This is a genomic window from Pseudomonas sp. B21-019 (genome assembly GCF_024749225.1).
In the GTDB taxonomy this organism is placed as follows: domain Bacteria; phylum Pseudomonadota; class Gammaproteobacteria; order Pseudomonadales; family Pseudomonadaceae; genus Aquipseudomonas.
On the sequence record NZ_CP087193.1, the window covers coordinates 5592119 to 5609492 of the forward strand.

General features: G+C 56.0%; 16 protein-coding genes. 9 read left to right on the forward strand and 7 right to left on the reverse strand.

The features are described 5' to 3' along the window. The first annotated feature begins 7 nt into the window (after positions 1-7). The 6 genes from eutC to LOY36_RS25130 all read left to right on the forward strand — a co-directional run bounded on the left by eutC (position 8) and on the right by LOY36_RS25130 (position 4766). On the forward strand, positions 8-832 hold the full coding sequence (gene eutC, locus LOY36_RS25105; protein ID WP_258671258.1) for an ethanolamine ammonia-lyase subunit EutC: 825 nt from the start codon (positions 8-10) through the stop codon (positions 830-832). Positions 833-945: 113 nt separating this feature from the next. Then, positions 946-1407 carry an N-acetyltransferase gene (locus tag LOY36_RS25110; protein WP_007933573.1) on the forward strand — a complete coding sequence of 154 codons (462 nt, stop codon included), beginning with the start codon at positions 946-948 and terminating at the stop codon, positions 1405-1407. A gap of 267 nt (positions 1408-1674) precedes the next feature. Beyond that, positions 1675-2331, forward strand: a complete 657-nt coding sequence (locus tag LOY36_RS25115) for a DedA family protein (protein WP_019650877.1) — start codon at positions 1675-1677, stop codon at positions 2329-2331. A gap of 6 nt (positions 2332-2337) precedes the next feature. Further along, positions 2338-3150, forward strand: coding sequence for a zinc-dependent peptidase (locus tag LOY36_RS25120; RefSeq protein WP_019650876.1), 813 nt, complete (start codon positions 2338-2340; stop codon positions 3148-3150). Positions 3151-3263: 113 nt separating this feature from the next. Then, on the forward strand, positions 3264-3791 hold the full coding sequence (ppa, locus tag LOY36_RS25125) for an inorganic diphosphatase (protein ID WP_258671259.1): 528 nt from the start codon (positions 3264-3266) through the stop codon (positions 3789-3791). Positions 3792-4019: 228 nt separating this feature from the next. Next, entirely contained in the window at positions 4020-4766 is a 747-nt protein-coding gene (locus LOY36_RS25130; RefSeq protein ID WP_026345994.1) for a S24 family peptidase, read from the forward strand. 297 nt (positions 4767-5063) lie between these two features. Here the strand turns inward: LOY36_RS25130 and LOY36_RS25135 are convergent, their stop codons facing one another. Together LOY36_RS25135 and LOY36_RS25140 are read right to left on the reverse strand one after the other, a co-directional pair. Continuing rightward, positions 5064-6248, reverse strand: coding sequence for an MFS transporter (locus tag LOY36_RS25135; protein WP_258671260.1), 1185 nt, complete (start codon positions 6246-6248; stop codon positions 5064-5066). Further along, positions 6245-7447 carry a serine hydrolase gene (locus tag LOY36_RS25140; protein ID WP_258671261.1) on the reverse strand — a complete coding sequence of 401 codons (1203 nt, stop codon included), beginning with the start codon at positions 7445-7447 and terminating at the stop codon, positions 6245-6247. Before LOY36_RS25140 ends, LOY36_RS25135 begins: the two co-directional genes overlap by 4 nt. Positions 7448-7574: 127 nt before the next feature. Between LOY36_RS25140 and LOY36_RS25145 the strand changes: the two genes are divergently transcribed. After that, complete coding sequence (locus tag LOY36_RS25145) at positions 7575-8480, forward strand: LysR family transcriptional regulator (RefSeq protein WP_258671262.1); 906 nt, start codon at positions 7575-7577, stop codon at positions 8478-8480. A 25-nt stretch (positions 8481-8505) separates the two neighbouring features. Here LOY36_RS25145 and LOY36_RS25150 read toward each other — a convergent pair whose 3' ends face one another. The 3 genes from LOY36_RS25150 to LOY36_RS25160 all read right to left on the reverse strand — a co-directional run bounded on the left by LOY36_RS25150 (position 8506) and on the right by LOY36_RS25160 (position 13987). Beyond that, positions 8506-9516, reverse strand: coding sequence for a YhcG family protein (locus LOY36_RS25150; RefSeq protein ID WP_258671263.1), 1011 nt, complete (start codon positions 9514-9516; stop codon positions 8506-8508). 210 nt (positions 9517-9726) lie between these two features. Further along, positions 9727-12555 (reverse strand): DEAD/DEAH box helicase, encoded by a 2829-nt coding sequence (locus tag LOY36_RS25155; protein ID WP_258671264.1) that lies wholly within the window; start codon positions 12553-12555, stop codon positions 9727-9729. Then, positions 12548-13987 (reverse strand): hypothetical protein, encoded by a 1440-nt coding sequence (locus LOY36_RS25160; RefSeq protein WP_258671265.1) that lies wholly within the window; start codon positions 13985-13987, stop codon positions 12548-12550. The genes LOY36_RS25155 and LOY36_RS25160 overlap by 8 nt, the downstream gene beginning before the upstream one ends. Positions 13988-14491: 504 nt before the next feature. Here LOY36_RS25160 and LOY36_RS28995 point away from each other — a divergent pair. Further along, the gene (locus LOY36_RS28995) at positions 14492-14704 is read left to right on the forward strand and encodes a restriction endonuclease (protein ID WP_309475221.1); all 213 of its coding nucleotides are present in this window, start codon (positions 14492-14494) and stop codon (positions 14702-14704) included. Then, a complete protein-coding gene (locus LOY36_RS29000; RefSeq protein ID WP_309475246.1) occupies positions 14661-14834 on the forward strand; it encodes a restriction endonuclease in 174 nt (57 codons plus the stop codon). The genes LOY36_RS28995 and LOY36_RS29000 overlap by 44 nt, the downstream gene beginning before the upstream one ends. Positions 14835-14943: 109 nt before the next feature. On the opposite strand, the gene LOY36_RS25170 is transcribed toward LOY36_RS29000, so the two are convergent. Then, positions 14944-15750, reverse strand: coding sequence for a YfaP family protein (locus tag LOY36_RS25170; RefSeq protein WP_258671266.1), 807 nt, complete (start codon positions 15748-15750; stop codon positions 14944-14946). Positions 15751-15753: 3 nt separating this feature from the next. After that, positions 15754-17373, reverse strand: a complete 1620-nt coding sequence (locus tag LOY36_RS25175; RefSeq protein ID WP_258671267.1) for a DUF2300 domain-containing protein — start codon at positions 17371-17373, stop codon at positions 15754-15756. Between the last annotated feature and the right edge of the window lies 1 nt (position 17374).

The following is a 17374-nucleotide window of genomic DNA, read 5'->3' on the forward strand; positions in this document are numbered from 1 at the left end:
TGTTTATATGGATAAGCCCCCCGTCGATCCGCAAAATCCGTTGCTGGAACTGCGTCGCCTGACCCCGGCGCGCATTGCGCTGGGTCGCACCGGTACCAGTATGCCGACCAGCGCGCAACTGGATTTCCAGTACGCCCATGCCCAGGCCCGGGATGCGGTGCACCTGCCTTTCGATCACTCGGCGCTCAGTTCGCAACTGACCGAGCGTGGGCGTGAGAGTTTGCTGCTGCACAGTGCCGCCACGGATCGGAACAGCTATCTGCAGCGCCCCGATTTGGGGCGCAAGTTGAGTGATGAGTCAGCGCAGACTCTGCGTGATTACTCGCGAGCCCATCCAGGCGGGGTGGATCTGGCCGTGGTGGTGGCCGATGGTCTCTCGGCACTGGCCGTTCATCGCCACACCTTGCCGTTTCTGGCACGCATGGAAGAACAGACGGCTATCGAAGGCTGGTCCCTGTCGCCGGTTATTCTGGTGGAACAAGGCCGGGTTGCGGTGGCTGACGAGATTGGCGAGCTGCTGGGTGCGAAAATGGTGGTCATACTGATCGGCGAACGTCCTGGATTAAGCTCGCCAGACAGCCTGGGGCTGTACTTCACCTATAATCCCAAGGTCGGACTGACGGATGCCTACCGCAACTGCATCTCGAACGTCCGGCTCGAAGGCTTGAGTTACGGCATGGCGGCACACCGTTTGCTGTATTTGATGCGCGAAGCCTGTCGGCGGCAGTTATCGGGGGTCAGTCTGAAGGACGAAGCCCAGGTTCAGACGCTGGAGTCGGACACAGGAGCAGACTTGAAAGGTAATTTCCTACTCAGCCCGTCGGATGCCTGAACCGTTTCCGCATTGCGTTTCTATTCTGGTTTAAGGCAGGATCGATGCACGGCCGCCAAGGGTTTCCTATCGCCGTCACCATGTAAGACAGCCACTTGAAGACGAGACCTACCATGCGGATTATTCAAGCGACCCTCGAACACCTGGACCTGCTGACCCCGTTGTTCGTCAAATATCGCGAGTTTTACGGTTCCCTGCCGTATCCGGACTCGTCCCGAGCGTTCCTCGAAAAGCGCCTGCGGCGCAAAGAGTCGGTGATCTACCTAGCCCTGGCCGATGACGACAACAACAAACTGTTGGGTTTCTGTCAGTTGTACCCGAGCTTCTCGTCTCTTTCGCTCAAACGCGTATGGATCCTCAACGACATCTACGTCGCCGAAGACGCCCGCCGCCAGTTAGTGGCCGACAACCTGATCCGCACCGCGAAGAAAATGGCCAAGGAAACCAATGCCGTGCGCATGCGCGTTTCCACCAGCAGCAACAACGAAGTCGCGCAGAAAACCTACGAATCCATCGGGTTCAGGGAAGACACTGAGTTCAAGAACTACGTGTTGCCTATCAGTGACGGACTTTAAGGTCACCAAAAAGATCGCAGCCTTCGGCAGCTCTACATTGACCGGGGCGACCTCGAACCTGTAGGCGCTACTGAAGGCTGCGATCTTTTCCGAAAAACCCTGTAACACATCGACATTCCTCGCTACAAACTCGACGCGTTTTTCACTTTTCACCCCGTATAATGCCCACACCTCACGACTCGTAAGAAAAATCACACCCCGCTGTAGTCTTACGCGAAGCTATCCGCACAGGCCTGCTGAGTCGGGCCATCACCACAGGTGCTTTCCATGGATTTCAACCCGATCGACGTTATTCTGCATCTCGATGTTTACCTCGAGATGCTGGTGAACAACTACGGAGCATGGATCTACGCCATCCTGTTCATGGTGATCTTCTGCGAAACCGGGCTGGTGGTGATGCCGTTCCTGCCGGGCGATTCCCTGTTGTTCATCGCGGGCGCCGTGGCGGCCGGTGGCGGCATGGATCCGGTACTGCTGGGCGGCCTGCTGATGCTGGCGGCGATCCTCGGCGACAGCACCAACTACGTGATCGGCCGCACCGTCGGCGAACGGCTGTTCAGTAACCCGAACTCGAAAATCTTCCGCCGCGATTACCTGCAACAAACCCACGATTTCTACGACAAACATGGCGGCAAAACCGTGACCCTGGCGCGTTTCATGCCAATCATCCGTACCTTTGCCCCGTTCGTCGCCGGCGTTGGCAAAATGCCTTACCCGCGTTTCTTTGCCTTCAGCGTTTTCGGCACCATCCTCTGGGTGGGTGGCCTGGTAACCCTCGGTTACTTCTTCGGCAACGTACCGTTCATCAAGAAAAACCTGTCGCTGCTGGTGGTGGGTATCATCCTGGTGTCGCTGCTACCGATGATCATTGGCGTGATCCGCAGCCGTCTCGCTAATGCCGCGTCCAAAGCCGAACCCCGCTGACTGACAATGTGGTCCCTTAGCGCCTGGCGACGCCGGCGCACCCTGGCCAGGCATCCGATTGCCGACGACATGTGGCAACGGGTGCGCCATCACCTGAGCTTCCTCGACGGCATCAGCGCGGCCGAAGACCAGTGGCTGCGCGAAGCCAGCGTGCTGTTCCTGCAAGACAAACACCTGAGCGCCCTGCCCGGCGTCGAACTCCACCAGGAGCAGCGCCTGCTGCTCGCCGCCCAGGCCCAATTACCGCTCATGCATTTGGGTGATCTGAACTGGTATCAGGGCTTTCACGAAGTCATCCTCTACCCCGACGATTTCCTCAGCCCCCAGCGCCATCGCGATGCCAGTGGTGTCGAACACGAATGGGACGGCGAACACAGCGGCGAAGCCTGGCAGCAAGGCCCGATCATCCTCGCCTGGCCCGGCGTGATGGCCAGCGGTGGCTGGGAAGGCTACAACCTGGTGATCCACGAACTCGCACACAAGCTCGACATGCTCAACGGCAACGCCAATGGCCTGCCACCGCTGCACGCCGACATGCGCGTCAGCGACTGGGCCAAGGTCATGCAGGAAGCCTACGACGACCTCGACCGGCAACTGGAGCGCAACCCGGACGCTGAAACCGCCATCGACCCGTACGCGGCGGAAAACCCCGCCGAGTTCTTCGCGGTCACCAGCGAATACTTCTTCAGCGCCCCGGATTTGCTGCACGAGGCTTATCCACAGGTCTACGAGCAGTTGAGGCTGTTTTACCGGCAGGATCCCTTGGCAAGGCTTAGGCAACTTCAGGCCAATGATCCGGTCTATCAAGCTCACGACTAAGGTCTACACGACCTCTGGCACATAGCAACGGTGGCGGAATATGCCTATAATCGCCGCCACTTTTTGGTCAATCCGGCCAAGTGTTTTTGGTCAACTAACGGGGGCACCGCCCAATGAGCTACAGCAAGATTCCGGCTGGCAAAGACCTGCCGAACGACATCTACGTCGCGATCGAGATCCCGGCCAACCACGCGCCGATCAAATACGAAATCGACAAAGACAGCGATTGCCTGTTCGTTGACCGTTTCATGGCCACCCCAATGTTCTACCCGGCCAACTACGGTTACATCCCGAACACCCTGGCTGACGACGGTGATCCCCTCGACGTGCTGGTCGTGACCCCTTACCCGGTTGCTCCAGGTTCGGTGATCCGCGCGCGTCCAGTCGGCATCCTGAACATGACCGACGACGGCGGCGGCGATGCCAAAGTCATCGCAGTCCCACACGACAAGCTGTCCCAGCTGTACGTGGACGTGAAGGAATACACCGACCTGCCAGCCCTGCTGATCCAGCAGATCGAGCACTTCTTCGCGAACTACAAAGACCTCGAAAAAGGCAAATGGGTGAAAATCGAAGGCTGGGACAGCGCAGACGCTGCCCGCGCCGCGATCACCAAGTCGGTTGCCGCCTACAAAGGCTGAGAAGCAACGGTTAGTTTCTAGCCTCACGCTTCAAGGAAAACCCCGGTTGATCCGGGGTTTTTTGTGCCTGCCTGGAACGCTTTTAACAATGAGTTTTGAGCATTTCGGCCTGGGTGTTTGCCTGTTTATTTTTTACGAAAAGCGTCTTACATCCGGTCTTAAATTTCCCTCGAAATTTGAACGGGTCGTTTATTCAAACCCCCATCCTGCGCCCGTAGACTCGTGTTTATGAAAAAGAACACTAGCGGCCCACGGTTCAGAGCGCTCCTCGAAGCAGCCAACATTACAACGACAGGATTTGCCGCTTTCTTCGACACGGAAGCGCAAAACATCCATAACTGGTACACCCGTGGTGTGCCCGCTTATCGCATGGAAGAAGTCTCCCGACTTCTGTCTGTAAACAGTGACTGGCTGAAAACCGGCGAAGGCCCGAAAGAGTCCTCGCGCCTGCGTGTGCTCGACGAGTCCGGCAACACCTTCGACGCCCAGGCCATCCGTGGCATCTACACGGTGATCGAGCCCATCGACGTCGAACTGCCCTTCTTCAAAGAAACCACCACCGCCCCAGGCTCCAATAAAACCCACGTCGTCGAGGACAAGGGTCAATCCATCCGCCTGCCCCACAGCCACCTCGACTCCCTGGAAATCAAACATGCCAATGCCATCTGCACCCATATGATCGGTAACAGCATGGCGGAGAAGATTGAAGACGGTTCTACCCTCGCCATTGATCGCGGGCTTACGCAGATTATCGATGGCGAGATCTATGCGATCGAACATGACGGGATGTTGCGGATCAAATACCTGCACCGAATGCCGGGAAATGCGCTGCGGTTGCGCAGCCACAATCGTGCCGAGTATCCGGATGAGATCTTCAACGCCGAGCAGATCGACAAGCAGAACATCAGGGTATTGGGGTGGGTGTTCTGGTGGTCCACGCTCAACAAACGCAGACCGTCCGTACCGTTCCTGTAAATACGAAGCCCTGTAGCCTCAGCGCAAAGCTCTACCCCACACGCCAAGCTGGGAATTCCTCAAAAAAATCAGTATGCTGCGCCCCACATTTGCGCATCGACCCTTTCCAAGGCTCAGATCGCACCGACAAGGCAGATCACTTTCTCGCCAAGTCCCACAGCCGGACGCAAGATCCGGGTGTACGTTTTGAAGGCTGGCGCGGTTTACCAAAAATAAACCAAGCCAGTCCCCGAGAAGCCGGCCACAAGCCGGCTTTTTAATGCCCGGAATAATCCCGGCTATCGCGCATCGTACAACTCAGTCTGCGACGATTTGCATGCCCCCCTTGCGCGGTACCGCACTGAAAAACAGAACTTTTACCACGATGACCAACACGGCCAGCGCCGCAAACAGCAAACCAGTGTAGAGGGTGCCCTGCAATCCCATCCGCGCCAGGAACCAGCCACCGGTGGTAGAACCAATGGTCACGCCCAGGTTGATGAACGAGATGTAGATGCCGGTGGCGAACTCCGGCGCTTGCGGCGCTTCGGACGTCAGCCAGATTTGCGTGACGATCAACCCGCTGGTATGGGTTGCGCCCCAGATCACCACGATCACCAGCATGGTCATCAGCGACGGGCCAGCGAACAGGTACAGCAACCCATAAGAAGCGGCCAGCAGGATCGGATGCAAAATCGTCGTCCTGACCATGTTCTGACCGATCAGTTTACCGGCATACAGATTGCCGGCGACGCCACCGATGCCGAAGACCACCAGCAGAATACTGATCAGTTGCGCGCTCATGCCAGCTTCTTTGGCCAGGTACTCGGCCGAGTAGCTGTACACGGAAAACATCGCGGCGAAGATCAGGGTCGAAGCAGTGATGTTCAGCCACAGCGGGAATTTACGCAGGATGGCCAACTGCTCTTTATAGGAAATGGCCAGTTTGCCCGGAGCGTCCGGCAGCCTGGCAATGATCCCCAGGCCCGCAATGCAGTTGACCACGGCGCAGAATAGAAACGAGGCTTCGTAGGAGAACTGTGCCGCGATGAGTGTCGTCAGCGGCACGCCCAACACCATGCCCATGCTGGTGCCGACAAAAGCCTTGGCGGCGGCGCGGGTCGATTCCCCTGGCGGGTAAAGCGAAGTAGCCGCGACGAATGCCAGGGAAAAATACACGGGGTGGAACAACGCCGGGATGACGCGCAGCACCATCAGCGATTCAAAGTTGGGCGCATAGGCCGACAGCACGCTGGTCCCGGCGAAAACGAACAGGGCAATCGTGAGCACCTTCTTGCGGTTGAAGCGCGACAACAGCAACACCATGATCGGGCCGAATACCGCAATGATCAGCGCAAACAGCCCCACCAGCTGGCCCGCCTGCGATGCACTGATCGAAAAGCGTTCGATGATCACCGGAAGAATCCCGACCACACCGAATTCGATGGTGTAAACGCCGAACAGCCCCAGCGCCAGGAAGTAAATCGGATGGAGCATTTTCATGACTCAGACTCCAGCCCGTAGACAGCGTTGCAAAGATCCACGGTGAATTGCCCGAACATGCCTTCGAAGGCCGTGTTGGTGAAGGCGACCACGGTCAGTTGCTCTGCCGGGTCGACGAACCACGAATGCCCATAGGCGCCGCCCAGTCGCCAGCTGCCGGCCGACTCGGCGGTTTGTGCCGCTGCCGGGTCCTTGAGTACCGTGAAACCCAGACCGAAGCCTCGGCCGGGCCAGTTGTCCAGCTCCCGTTCGCCGGTCTGGTTGCTGCCCATTTCATCGACCAGTGCCTTGGGCAGTAATGGCTCGCCGCCCTTGCGCAAGGTTTCGAGCAACTGAAGAAACTCACCCGCGGTGCCGACCAGGCCGGAACCGCCGGAGTTATAGGCCTGTGGGTCCAGTGCCCGGGCCGGTTGCAGCCGGATGCCGGCAGTCCCTTCGAACACCGGAATCACTTCCAGCTCATTCATGCGCCGTGGCTGTGGCAGACCGTTCAGGTACGCAAGACTGAGACGACCGACCTCGGAAACACTGAAGCTGGTATCGCGCCACGTCAGTGGCTGGGCAATCAACTCGTCAATCGCTTCGGCGAGGGACGTGCCGTTGACCGCGGCGATCAGTGCGCCCAGCACATCGGTGGCGATCGAATAGCCCCAACCGCTGCCGGGCTTGTACAGCAAGGGGGCTTGGCTCAGACGGCGCAGGTTTTCTTCCAGCGAAATGTCGCTACGATCCAGACCGTCGGACACCCCGGCATAGCGATAAGGGCCGCCTTGATCGCTTTCCAGAAAACCATACGTCAAACCGGCGGTATGACTCAGTAACTGGCGCACGGTGATGGTCGCGGGTTGGCCGTCACCCAGGGTTGGTTTGAAGTAGGGCAACCACTGGCTGATGTCATCGTCCAGTCTGATTTTACCTTTGGCGACCAGTACCAGCGCCGCCACCGAAGTGATTGGCTTGGAGACCGAAGACAGCAGAAACAAGGCATCTTCGCGCATCGGCAATTGCGCTTCACGGTCGGCCAGGCCGGCCGCTCGGTTATAGATAAGCTTGCCCCGGTGAGCCACCAGCACCACGGCACCGACCAGGCGTTGGTCGTGCAGCGTCTGATCGAGCACGGCGTCGACCCGTGAACCTAGCTCGACGGGTTCGAACGAGCGAAGCGATTGTAATGGGCGAAGCGGTTCGTTGACTGACATGTCTGACCCCGAAATGGCTGGAAGAATGACCTGAATGTGGCGATGGTAGAGCCGGCCGTTACGGGGAAACAGAGGTTACACTTCCGAGGTCCACGGACCTTTTTGTCCGCAATCAAAGGAGTGAGGGTTGGATAAGCTCAATGGCATCACGGTGTTCGTGCAGGTCGCCGAAAGCCGCAGTTTTGTAGGGGCCGGCCGCTTGCTCGGCATCTCCTCCTCAGCTGTGGGCAAGAGCATTGCGCGCATGGAAGAGAAACTCGGCGTGCGCCTGTTCCACCGCAATACCCGCAGCATCAACCTGACCAGCGAAGGCTCGTTGTTTCTGGAGCGCTGCCGCAGAGTGCTCAACGAGCTGGAAGCGGCGGAGCAGGAACTCTCCAGCTCCAGCGAGACACCACGCGGCAAACTACGCATCAGCCTGCCGCTGCTCGGCAACGTACTGTTCATGCAACTGTCGCGGTTCATGCAGCGTTATCCGGAGATACAGCTGGAGCTGGACTTCACCGATCGGCTGGTGGATGTGGTCGAGGAAGGCTTCGACGCCGTGGTGCGCACCGGTCAACTGCACGACTCCCGGCTGATGGCCAGGAAACTCGACAGCTTTGGCTTCTATCTCGTCGGCGCCCCGAGCTACTTTGCGAGCAACGGCTATCCGCAGCGTGTCGAGCAACTGCAAGACCATCATTGCCTGCACTACAAGCTGCCCTCCACGGGCAAACTGGAAAAATGGCCATTGTCGGGGCTTGCCGAAGGCACCGAGTTGAAAGTGCCGGCAACGATGGTCTGCAACAATCTGGAAATGCTGATCCACATGGCCAGACAAGGACTGGGCATCGCCTGCGTCCCCGAATTCGCGGTGCGCGAGGCGCTGGACGCCGGTGAACTGGTGTCGATATTGCCCGATCAGGTGCAGCGCACGTTGAACATACAGGTGGTGTGGCCGTCGAGCCGGTACCTCACACCGAAACTTCGGGCGTTTATTGATTTTATTTGTGGTGGCGGGGCGGGAGTGAGGCTGCCGGCGCGGCGCTAGTCCGGCAGTTTGCGTAATCGTTGGCTTACTCGTCAGCATTCAACGCATAAAACTCATGCAACTTGGCCTGCAACAGTTTTTTGTCCGGCAGCTGAGTCTGATACTCCGCGATCAATGCGGGTGATAGTGAACGGTTCAGGGCGTACTCGACGACTTCGTCATCTTTACTGGCGCACAGCAAGACCCCAAACGCCGGGTTTTCATGGGGTTTGCGAACATTGCGATCCAAAGCCTCAAGGTAGAAGTCCAGTTTTCCAAGGTATTCTGGCTCGAAGCGTCCGACCTTGAGCTCAATCGCCACCAGGCAATTGAGCCCACGATGGAAGAACAGCAGGTCTAATGCAAAATCACGACCGCCAACCTGCAATGGATACTGCGAACCGACGAAACAAAAGTCTCGGCCCAGCTCGATCAGAAAATCCTTGAGCCTGCGCAACAACCCGCCATGTAAATCAGCCTCGACATGGCCGTGCGCCAAGTCGAGAAACTCGACCATGTAAGTGTCCTTGAACACACTCATGGCCTCAGGATGCATTTGTCTCACCAGTGGTGAGATTTTTACGGGATTGATGACGCTACGCTCAAACAGCGCAGCTTTGAACTGGCGCTCGAGCTCCCGGCTCGACCACTTCTCCTGAATCGCCATGCGCAGGTAAAACTCACGCTCTTCCGGGCGTTTGCTCTGGTTGAGGATGATCAGATTTTGGGTCCAGGGTAATTGTCTCAGCAGTGCTGAGACTTTTGTATCGTGCCTATATGCCTCGTAAAACTGGCGCATACGGAAAAGGTTCGGTCGGGTAAAACCACGCAATCCCGGCTGAGTACGAGCGAGGTGTGTAGCCAGTTGAGCGACCACTCCATCCCCCCACTCCGCAGCTTCGATCTTCCGGCTGATATAAGCCCCGACCTGCCAATGCAGTTCAATCAACTCGGTATTGACTGCCTGCATCGCTCGCTGCCGGGCAGTGATGATCAGTTGCGTGATTTCGTTAAAATTTGCACCAACGGACGGCGCAGTAGCGCTGAGGTCATTCACGTGAAGGCGCTCCTGCTTAGTAGGTGACGCCCCTTTTTAGTACTCCTCAACTCGAAACAATAAAAATTACGAAGTGTTTCGGCATGAAACGGTGTCATGGAAAACAGACGGAAAAATAAGTTACACAGGAGCGTTCTGTAGTACAAAAACCCACAGCGTCAATATCTTGTTCGCTCGTTGTTGACTCGGTTACTTGCTTCCGCTGGCTCACTAAACGACCCAGCTTGCAGCTATCCATTGAAGGCTTTCTGGCATGAGATAGCGACTGGAAACCGACTCAAGCCGCTGATTGATTGAGCTCTCAACGCACGCAAATAGCACCTTGCTTTGCTCTGGCGTACTTTGAAATTCCAAGCCTATAGCGGGCTCAAGCAGCCAGCGGCTCACAGCTTCCGGATTCAGCAAGGTTTGGCCGTTTCCAACATGACTCATCACAAACTCCTGGCGCATGCGCTTGCCTTGCTGACTCTGCCAACGAAGCATCGCACCAAACACCGCGCCGATACCGAGGCTTGGGTATTCAAAGGCCGCAATGTGGCCACCAAAGTCGTAACTCAGGGCTTCCCGCAATAAGTACTTCATCAATGGCGAGTTTAGATCAAGCAGCTGAACACCTGAGCGGCTCGCCGCCAACTCGCGATTGACAGTTACATCCAATCGCAGGGAGGACTTAAGCGACATCCCAATTTTTGACCTCGCTGCTTCCGGTATACGAATACGTATCAGCTGGTCTTTGAGAATCTGCTCAATGACCTCAATCCCCACCTGATTAAACATCCCTAGCACAAAACTTTGCAGATGATCTTGAGTAACGACTAACTCATGACGCAACTCTGCTGGGTTGCCGCTAGCGGCATGAGCAAACAGCTCCCGTTGTTTTTCCGCTGCAGACTGGGCCTGCCGCAATGCTTCATCTATCCGCTCACGAGTTCGGTCAATACCCTCCTGAGTGGCAGCCAGCAAAATGTCTTCAACGTCAATAAGTTCCGCAACCTCGCCAAGGATTTCGTCCTTGAGCCCTTCATTAAATTCATACTTCTGTACCTGCGCCATGTCATCGACCACGCTGTCGATGCGCTCGTACATAAGATCGATAATCTGCTGATCCAAGGTGTCTGTTTGATGGATGTTAAACACTAAGACCTTTAGTCTTTGCCCATAGCGATACAGTCGACCGATGCGCTGAACAAGTCTCATGGGATTCCAAGGCAAATCATAATTGACCATAATATGGCAATGTCGCTGCAGGTTGATACCTTCACCGCCAGCTTCAGTGGAGATCAAAAACAGCCCCCTATCCTCAAACCGTGCAATCGCTTCGCGACGCTCCGAGTGTTTCATGGAGCCGTTAATAAGTTCCACTGCCGTATCACCGAAACGGCTGTTTAGGGCTTCACGCAGATACTGCTGAGTAGTACGGTACTCCGTAAATATCAACACCTTTTCGCCGGGATGATTCTGTTGAACCTTGCCAATCACGTCGTCAACAAATAGCTGCAACTTCAAATCATTGTCCTTGAGATCCGCAGCTTCTTCGATCAAAGTTTCCAGCAAATGGATCTCTCCATTAAAGAACTCCTTGACGTCCGTGCTCAATTGCTCTTCCCACTCGCCGAAAAACCTCTCATCTGTTGGTTCTTGTGCTGTGAATACTTCATTGCGCTCGTTCACCAGACGTGCAAGGCGATTGCGTAACGCGTTGTGGATAGCTGCCGAACTTGAGGCCGCGAGCTTTCTGTAAACGGTCATCACGAAGCCGATCGGGTTGCCTTTTCGGCCCTGAGCCGCACTAGCCGCATAGCCACGTCGCAGGTAATTCTGAAGAGTCTCATCAAATGCCGACGAATGTGCGCTTGCAGGCACCCTCATGGCGCGCGTGATTTTTCCCTGAAAAATAAAGTTGCCTTCGGCGTCAGTCACATCGGCCTTGTGATTCCGATAGATCATGTCGTGAAGGATTTCCGGTTTAAGGCTGAGCGTCATCAATTCTTGATGACGTTCGGGTCGCAGCAACTCCAATAGTGCGATGAACTTGTCGTGCAAACCTTGGTGCGGCGTTGCACTAAGCAACAATAGATGCTTTGTCTTGCTACGAAGTGCAGCGGCCAGATCATAACGGTCCGAACTGGTTAGTTTTAGACCGTATTGTCTTCGGCTGAGGCGGTGTCCTTCATCGAAGATAATCAAATCCCATTCGTCGGCCTGCATCAGGCTTTCGAGGTGACCTTCCTGTTTAAAGCGGTCGAGTGAGCCAATCACGCGATCATGCATTTTCCAATGGCGTATTTCATGAATATTGAAGTCTTCGCCATAAATCTGAAAATCATCCAAATCGAACCGACATAATTCTTCTTGCCATTGTCGCGTCAGCCCAGCGGGGGTGATTAGAAGCACTCTTTTCGCAGTACCTCGCTGGTTTAAAGCATGCAGCAACATACCTGTTTCGATGGTTTTACCTAAGCCCACGTCATCAGCAATCAGCCAGTTGTAGTTACCGGAGGCGAGTATGTGATGCACCAGATGAATCTGGTGGGGTAGAGGGTCAATGTCGAGATGAGAGAGCGCCCCAGTATTTTCGTTCCAAGTTTCTATGGCGTGGGCTAAAAGCCGAAGGCGTAGACGTTCCGCATCCACAGGTTCAGCTTTCTGGGCATTAAGAAATCGTAACTTTGCCCGACGGACTTGGCGCAAATTCTGATAGGGCAACCAATGCCGCTCTCCACTTTCTGCAAAGTCCACAAGTACTTGCTCACTGCTGGCGAGCACACGCTGTTGCATCACGCCACCAATGCCGAGAGAGGAAACACCAGCACCTGGTGTGACATCCTCCACATCCATGCCATTTGTGAAACCAGATTTAACTTTACTCGCAGCGACACAACTGGTGAAACGTTCTGGAATTAGCCAGTTCACTTCAAGCTCTGCGCCAGTATCCGCTGGCAAAATCCTCTTGACTATGCCCTTCCTATCGCCATTTCCGCTAGGCAATTGCTGGCTGACCCAACAACCGATGACAGGTATCAGTGTGTGCTCAGCCATTAGGATCTTCCTTCAGTGGTTCAATAGAAAAGAGTTGGAGATGTTCCTGTAAGTCAGTCGGGTCTTTGCGAGGTTCGAATGCGGGGTCAGAAGGTGTGAGACCTACGGTTTCCTCCGCCTGGGGCCGTATCGCCTTATCAGCGTCCACCGTAACTACTATCTGATCGTCTTCGGCTTTTGCGGGTAAGTCGCTGAAGTAGCAATAAGGCTCCAATGGATGTCTGTTGCGTATTAGACCATATGCCCTTAAATCGCCCTCACGTTCGACATCCAGCGTATCGTCCAATCCGAGGTCGCTGTACTCCTCTACCGGGAGATCTCTTGGATTACCAAAGCTGAAGGGCATATTGGCGGGTAGACAACCGCGCAGATTAGACATTCGATACCACAGGAATCGATTGAACGAGCGAAACACTTGACGCAAGTGAGCGCTTTCGTACCAGTACTCGAATTGCGAATCGATGAACTGCTCCAGTTCCTCCACTTGGGGCAATGCTTCAAAAGTGCGCACAATCAAAATTGCCGAAGGCCAAGACAGGATGTACTGCGACAAATTACTGCTGCCGTTTTTATCAAAGGCTATCCAGTAGTGATCATTTTCGGCCCATAGTGCTTTTATATGCGCCGCCAAAATCAGCTCGTCGGGTGTCATGCCTTTACTGATTTCCCGCTCCAAAGCAAGCCGAGTCGCACTCCAACCATTGATGATGAAAATTTGGTGCACCATTGCGTGTGCCGATAACGGCCAACCACTTTTATAGATCAGGTCCGTGGCTTTCTGGAAAGCGCGATCTTCCCAGCTAATTTTTTCACTGGAGAGAGGAAGAACTTCGTCGTCATCCCGAAGCTCATAAAACTCTTCAGGGTCAAAGGCATAGGCCGCGTACTCGTCATCAATTCCTTCGACATCAACCTGTACCGGACTATCAATACCCGAGTCATCGAACCATTCGAGACTCTCGTGAGAGTAGATACTGTCCAATTCCGCATCTTCGAAAAAGTCATCAAGCACGTTCTCTTCGATTTCCTCGACTGACGCTATGGGTACGCAAAGTTCGACCGGCCGGAGTAATTCCTGCTGAATTGGTGGATGTTGAACAACGGGGAATTCATCGGCCCTGACTTTTGGCGAGATTGAAGACCGCACTGTGATTTTTAAAGACTTGCTTTCAGTCTTTTTGACATCGACGCCGCGCGGTTTGGGAAGGGACAGCGTCCTTCTAACTGGCAATGCAGGCAACGCATCGTTGGGTGCAAGCTTTACGATCACTGGTTCTTCGAATCGAAGCTCGTCGTACTGCCATAGATTTTCGATCTCCAAGCCATTTAGAGCTTCGGAGTCAGCAGCCAAGGATTGCAGCTCCTGCTCACTGATAGAATCAGTGCTGGCTTCAGGTACCTCAGTGGAGGAGCGATGGGTTGTAGAGGGCATTCAATCTCCCCTTCCACGTTTGCTCCATCTAGGCAGGTTGTAATCCATACGGTCCTCCTCCTTCAGCGGTTCTTCGTCCGCTTGTCCTGTCCTACTGATGCCGACATCACGTTCCACACGGCCGAACTGAGTGGCAAAGTGCCAGAATTTAAATCTAGCGCATTCAAGACAGCACTGCTCGGCTTATCAGACGAAAGACTTAAACTCACTCAGCCCCCGTCTGCATCCAGTGCATAAAGCTCATGCAACAAAATGCAGCACCGCTATCTGAAGATGTGCGGGGCATTTGGCAATTGGTTTCACAAATGCGCCGTTGGATAATCGGCCTATAGAAAGCCGACATCAGCTCAGCCACCGCTAGCCCTGACGACTGTCTCAAACAGGCGAGATGGGAATTGCACAAAGCCACCGCCGCCAACTGACCGCAAACCTGTGTAGGTCACTTCAAATCGATTCGAAGTTATTGCTATAGCCTGGGCACGGCACCAATTGAGATGATCTTCTGTGGATGGCTCCGGGTATGCAGGGATCGACGGCATCATTTCTCTCGACAAATTAGGTCTAGAGAAGGTGTACGTTCAGGCTAAGCGTTGGCAGAACACCATCGTGTCGACCGGAGCTACAAGTCTTCTAAGGTGCACTCGCCGGACAAAAAGCCAAACGGGGAATCTTTATCACGACGTCCGGTTTCACTGCGCACGCCATCGACTTTGCTAAATCAATAGAAGGTATCGTGCTAGTGGATGGAACCCGCTTGGTGAATCTGATGATGGATCATGAAGTGGGAGTAACGTCGCGCTTGCTTAAGATTCCAGCACTGGATCGGAATTATTTCGACGAAGAATGATTGCGAAATTGGTCAGCAGCCTGACCAATTCTGCCCACCTCCTCAGACAATTGGGCAGCAGTTTGCTGCCCAATTTAAATAGTCTCAGCACTGCTGCGACTATTTCCCCTCACGGATAACTAAACCCCTTAACCAACGTCAACTCCCCCACCGCCCGCATCGGCACCAGGAACGTTTCCATTTTTTCATCAGGCGTCCCCTCCTCCGTAATCACCGTCACTTGCGCGGTGGTCAGCGGCTGAACCGCATCCTCCTGCCCTTCGTCATCACTGCGATACCCGCCACCGTAGTAGTTCACATACACCAGGTATTGCCCCTTGATCGGCGCGGGCATGGCGAAGATTTCCGGGCCGTAGCCGGTGGTCACGTCCACATCCAGCGCCGCACCATTGGGCGCGACACGGTCGCCGTACCAGATGTGTGCGCCATCGGGGGTGACGAGGTGCAAGTCCAGATCCGTGCCGTCGCTGTCCCAGGCCAGCAGCACGCGCAATTTGGCTGGGGTGGCGCCGCCGTTGGCATTGAGGAACTGCGTGCGGTGGCGTTGTTGGCCATCGGGGCTGCGGACTTCAACGCTGTTGCTGCCTTTGGGGAATGAGAATGGGCGGTCGAAGCGACCGGCCGGATCGATCTTCAGTGGCATGCTGACGCCGTTGACGATCAGCTTGCCGGGTTCATTGCTCTTGGGGGTGGATTGGATCTGGCCGGTAATGCGCGCCGTGTTGGCCTGGCCCACCGGGGTGTTAACCGACGAAGCCGGGTAATTGACCGTCTGATGAAAGCTTTCGCCTTCGCCTTCAGGGGCGCCGGTACGCCAGCCGCCAATGGGCGTATCAAGTTCGACGGCGGCAAATGTCGCTGGCAGTACGCAAAAAGCGCAAAGCAACAGCAAGATCTGTGGATAACGGAGTTTCATGGCCTATTCCAGCAAGAGGTGACGGGCGAGCCCTTCGATGTAGGTTTCATCCTGGCCGTTAGGGTGTGCTTCGAAGGCCAGGTGCAGGTATTCGTGGGTCAGGTCGAGGCGGTCTTGCAACGACAGCACGCCGCGCACGTAGATGCGCTGACGTTCGCGGTCGACAAACGGACGACCAAAGGCCAGGCGGCAGACCGCAAAGGTGCTGACTTCGTTGTAGCCGACTTCGCTTTCGAGTCGTTGGCGCCAGCCGCGGCGCTGGTTTTGCAGCCAGTCTTGCGCGGCGGGTAGCGCTTCGCAGGAGGCGACCGGGTTGTCCCAGCGACTGAGGCTGGCGCGCGGGTAGGCGTGCAGCAGTATGGCGTCGTAGCGTTGGCCGGCATTGGCTTGTTCGACGGCTTGCTGCCAGGAGAGTTTGTCCGGCCCCGGTTGGTCGGAGTGATAGGTGACGGCGGTGCCGGCGAGAACCAGATCACTGGTCCACGCGGCGATGTTGCGCGACTCAGTGACGGCCGGACGTGGTGCAACGCGTTGTCGACTGCTGCTGTCGTCGATGCTCAAGCAGTCGCCGTTGCGAGTGGCGTTTTGCAGCAGGTAGGTGCGGATCGCGATGGCCAGGGCTTTGGCCGCTTCGACGGGCTCGGGCCTGGCTTCGCGCTGCAGAACGCGGGCGACGTACTCTTCACGATCGAGGCGCGCGACGAGTTTGTCTTTGAGCAAGAACAACTCGCCCTCGCTGTGGATATCGAGTTGATTGCCGTTGGCGAACTCGACGCGGTAGTCGCCTTGCAAAGGGCCGGGCGCTACAACGCGATCCCCCGACAGCACGCGTTTCAGTGGATAACGCGCGAACAGACCGACCTCAACGCACTTCCCTGCCTCGGCTGGCCACGACGAGGGCAGCACCGTCGCCAGCGACTGACCATAATGGCGCAACACCATTTGGCTGGTGCCACGCCCACCGGCCCAGATCGGCGTGCCGTCTAACGTCCAGCCCGCGAATCCGCCTTGGCGCGACGAAGGATCCTGATCCCCCAGCCAGCTCCAGGTTTTCACCCGCAACCGACCGCCGAGTTCACCCAAAACATTGCCATCCGCGGCATTGAGCACCACATCGAGCAACACCCTTCGCGCCTGATCCTGCGCCGGCATCACGGCCAACACCTTCAACAACTCCGCCACCGAAACCCGGGTCTGCGGTTGCAACGACCGCAAATCCAGCAACCATTTCGGCGCTTGTCTGGCCTGCCAATACTCGCGCCACTGTGCGCCGGCAATGCCCAGGCGCGCAGGCTCAAAGTACAAGCCGCAAGACTTCACCAACGCCTGATCGCGCCCGACCTTGCCGCCCGCCGTGCAGCAATAAACTTCTTCCTTCGATTGCCCGCGACACTCATAAGCCGGCTCACGCGCGCCGGTGTCCACCAGCCAGCCGTAGACAAACAGCTTCCACAAGCTGCCCAACGGCGTCTGCAAGTCATCAGGCAATGGCTCACGCGAGATCACCTGAGTCTGGCTCAACGCAAGCAATTCGCCCTTGAAGCCCAGGCGCAACGGCTCGTCCTGCGCTGTCGCCAGCGCAGGAATCAAACACAGCAACCACCAGACCAGACACCGGGTCATG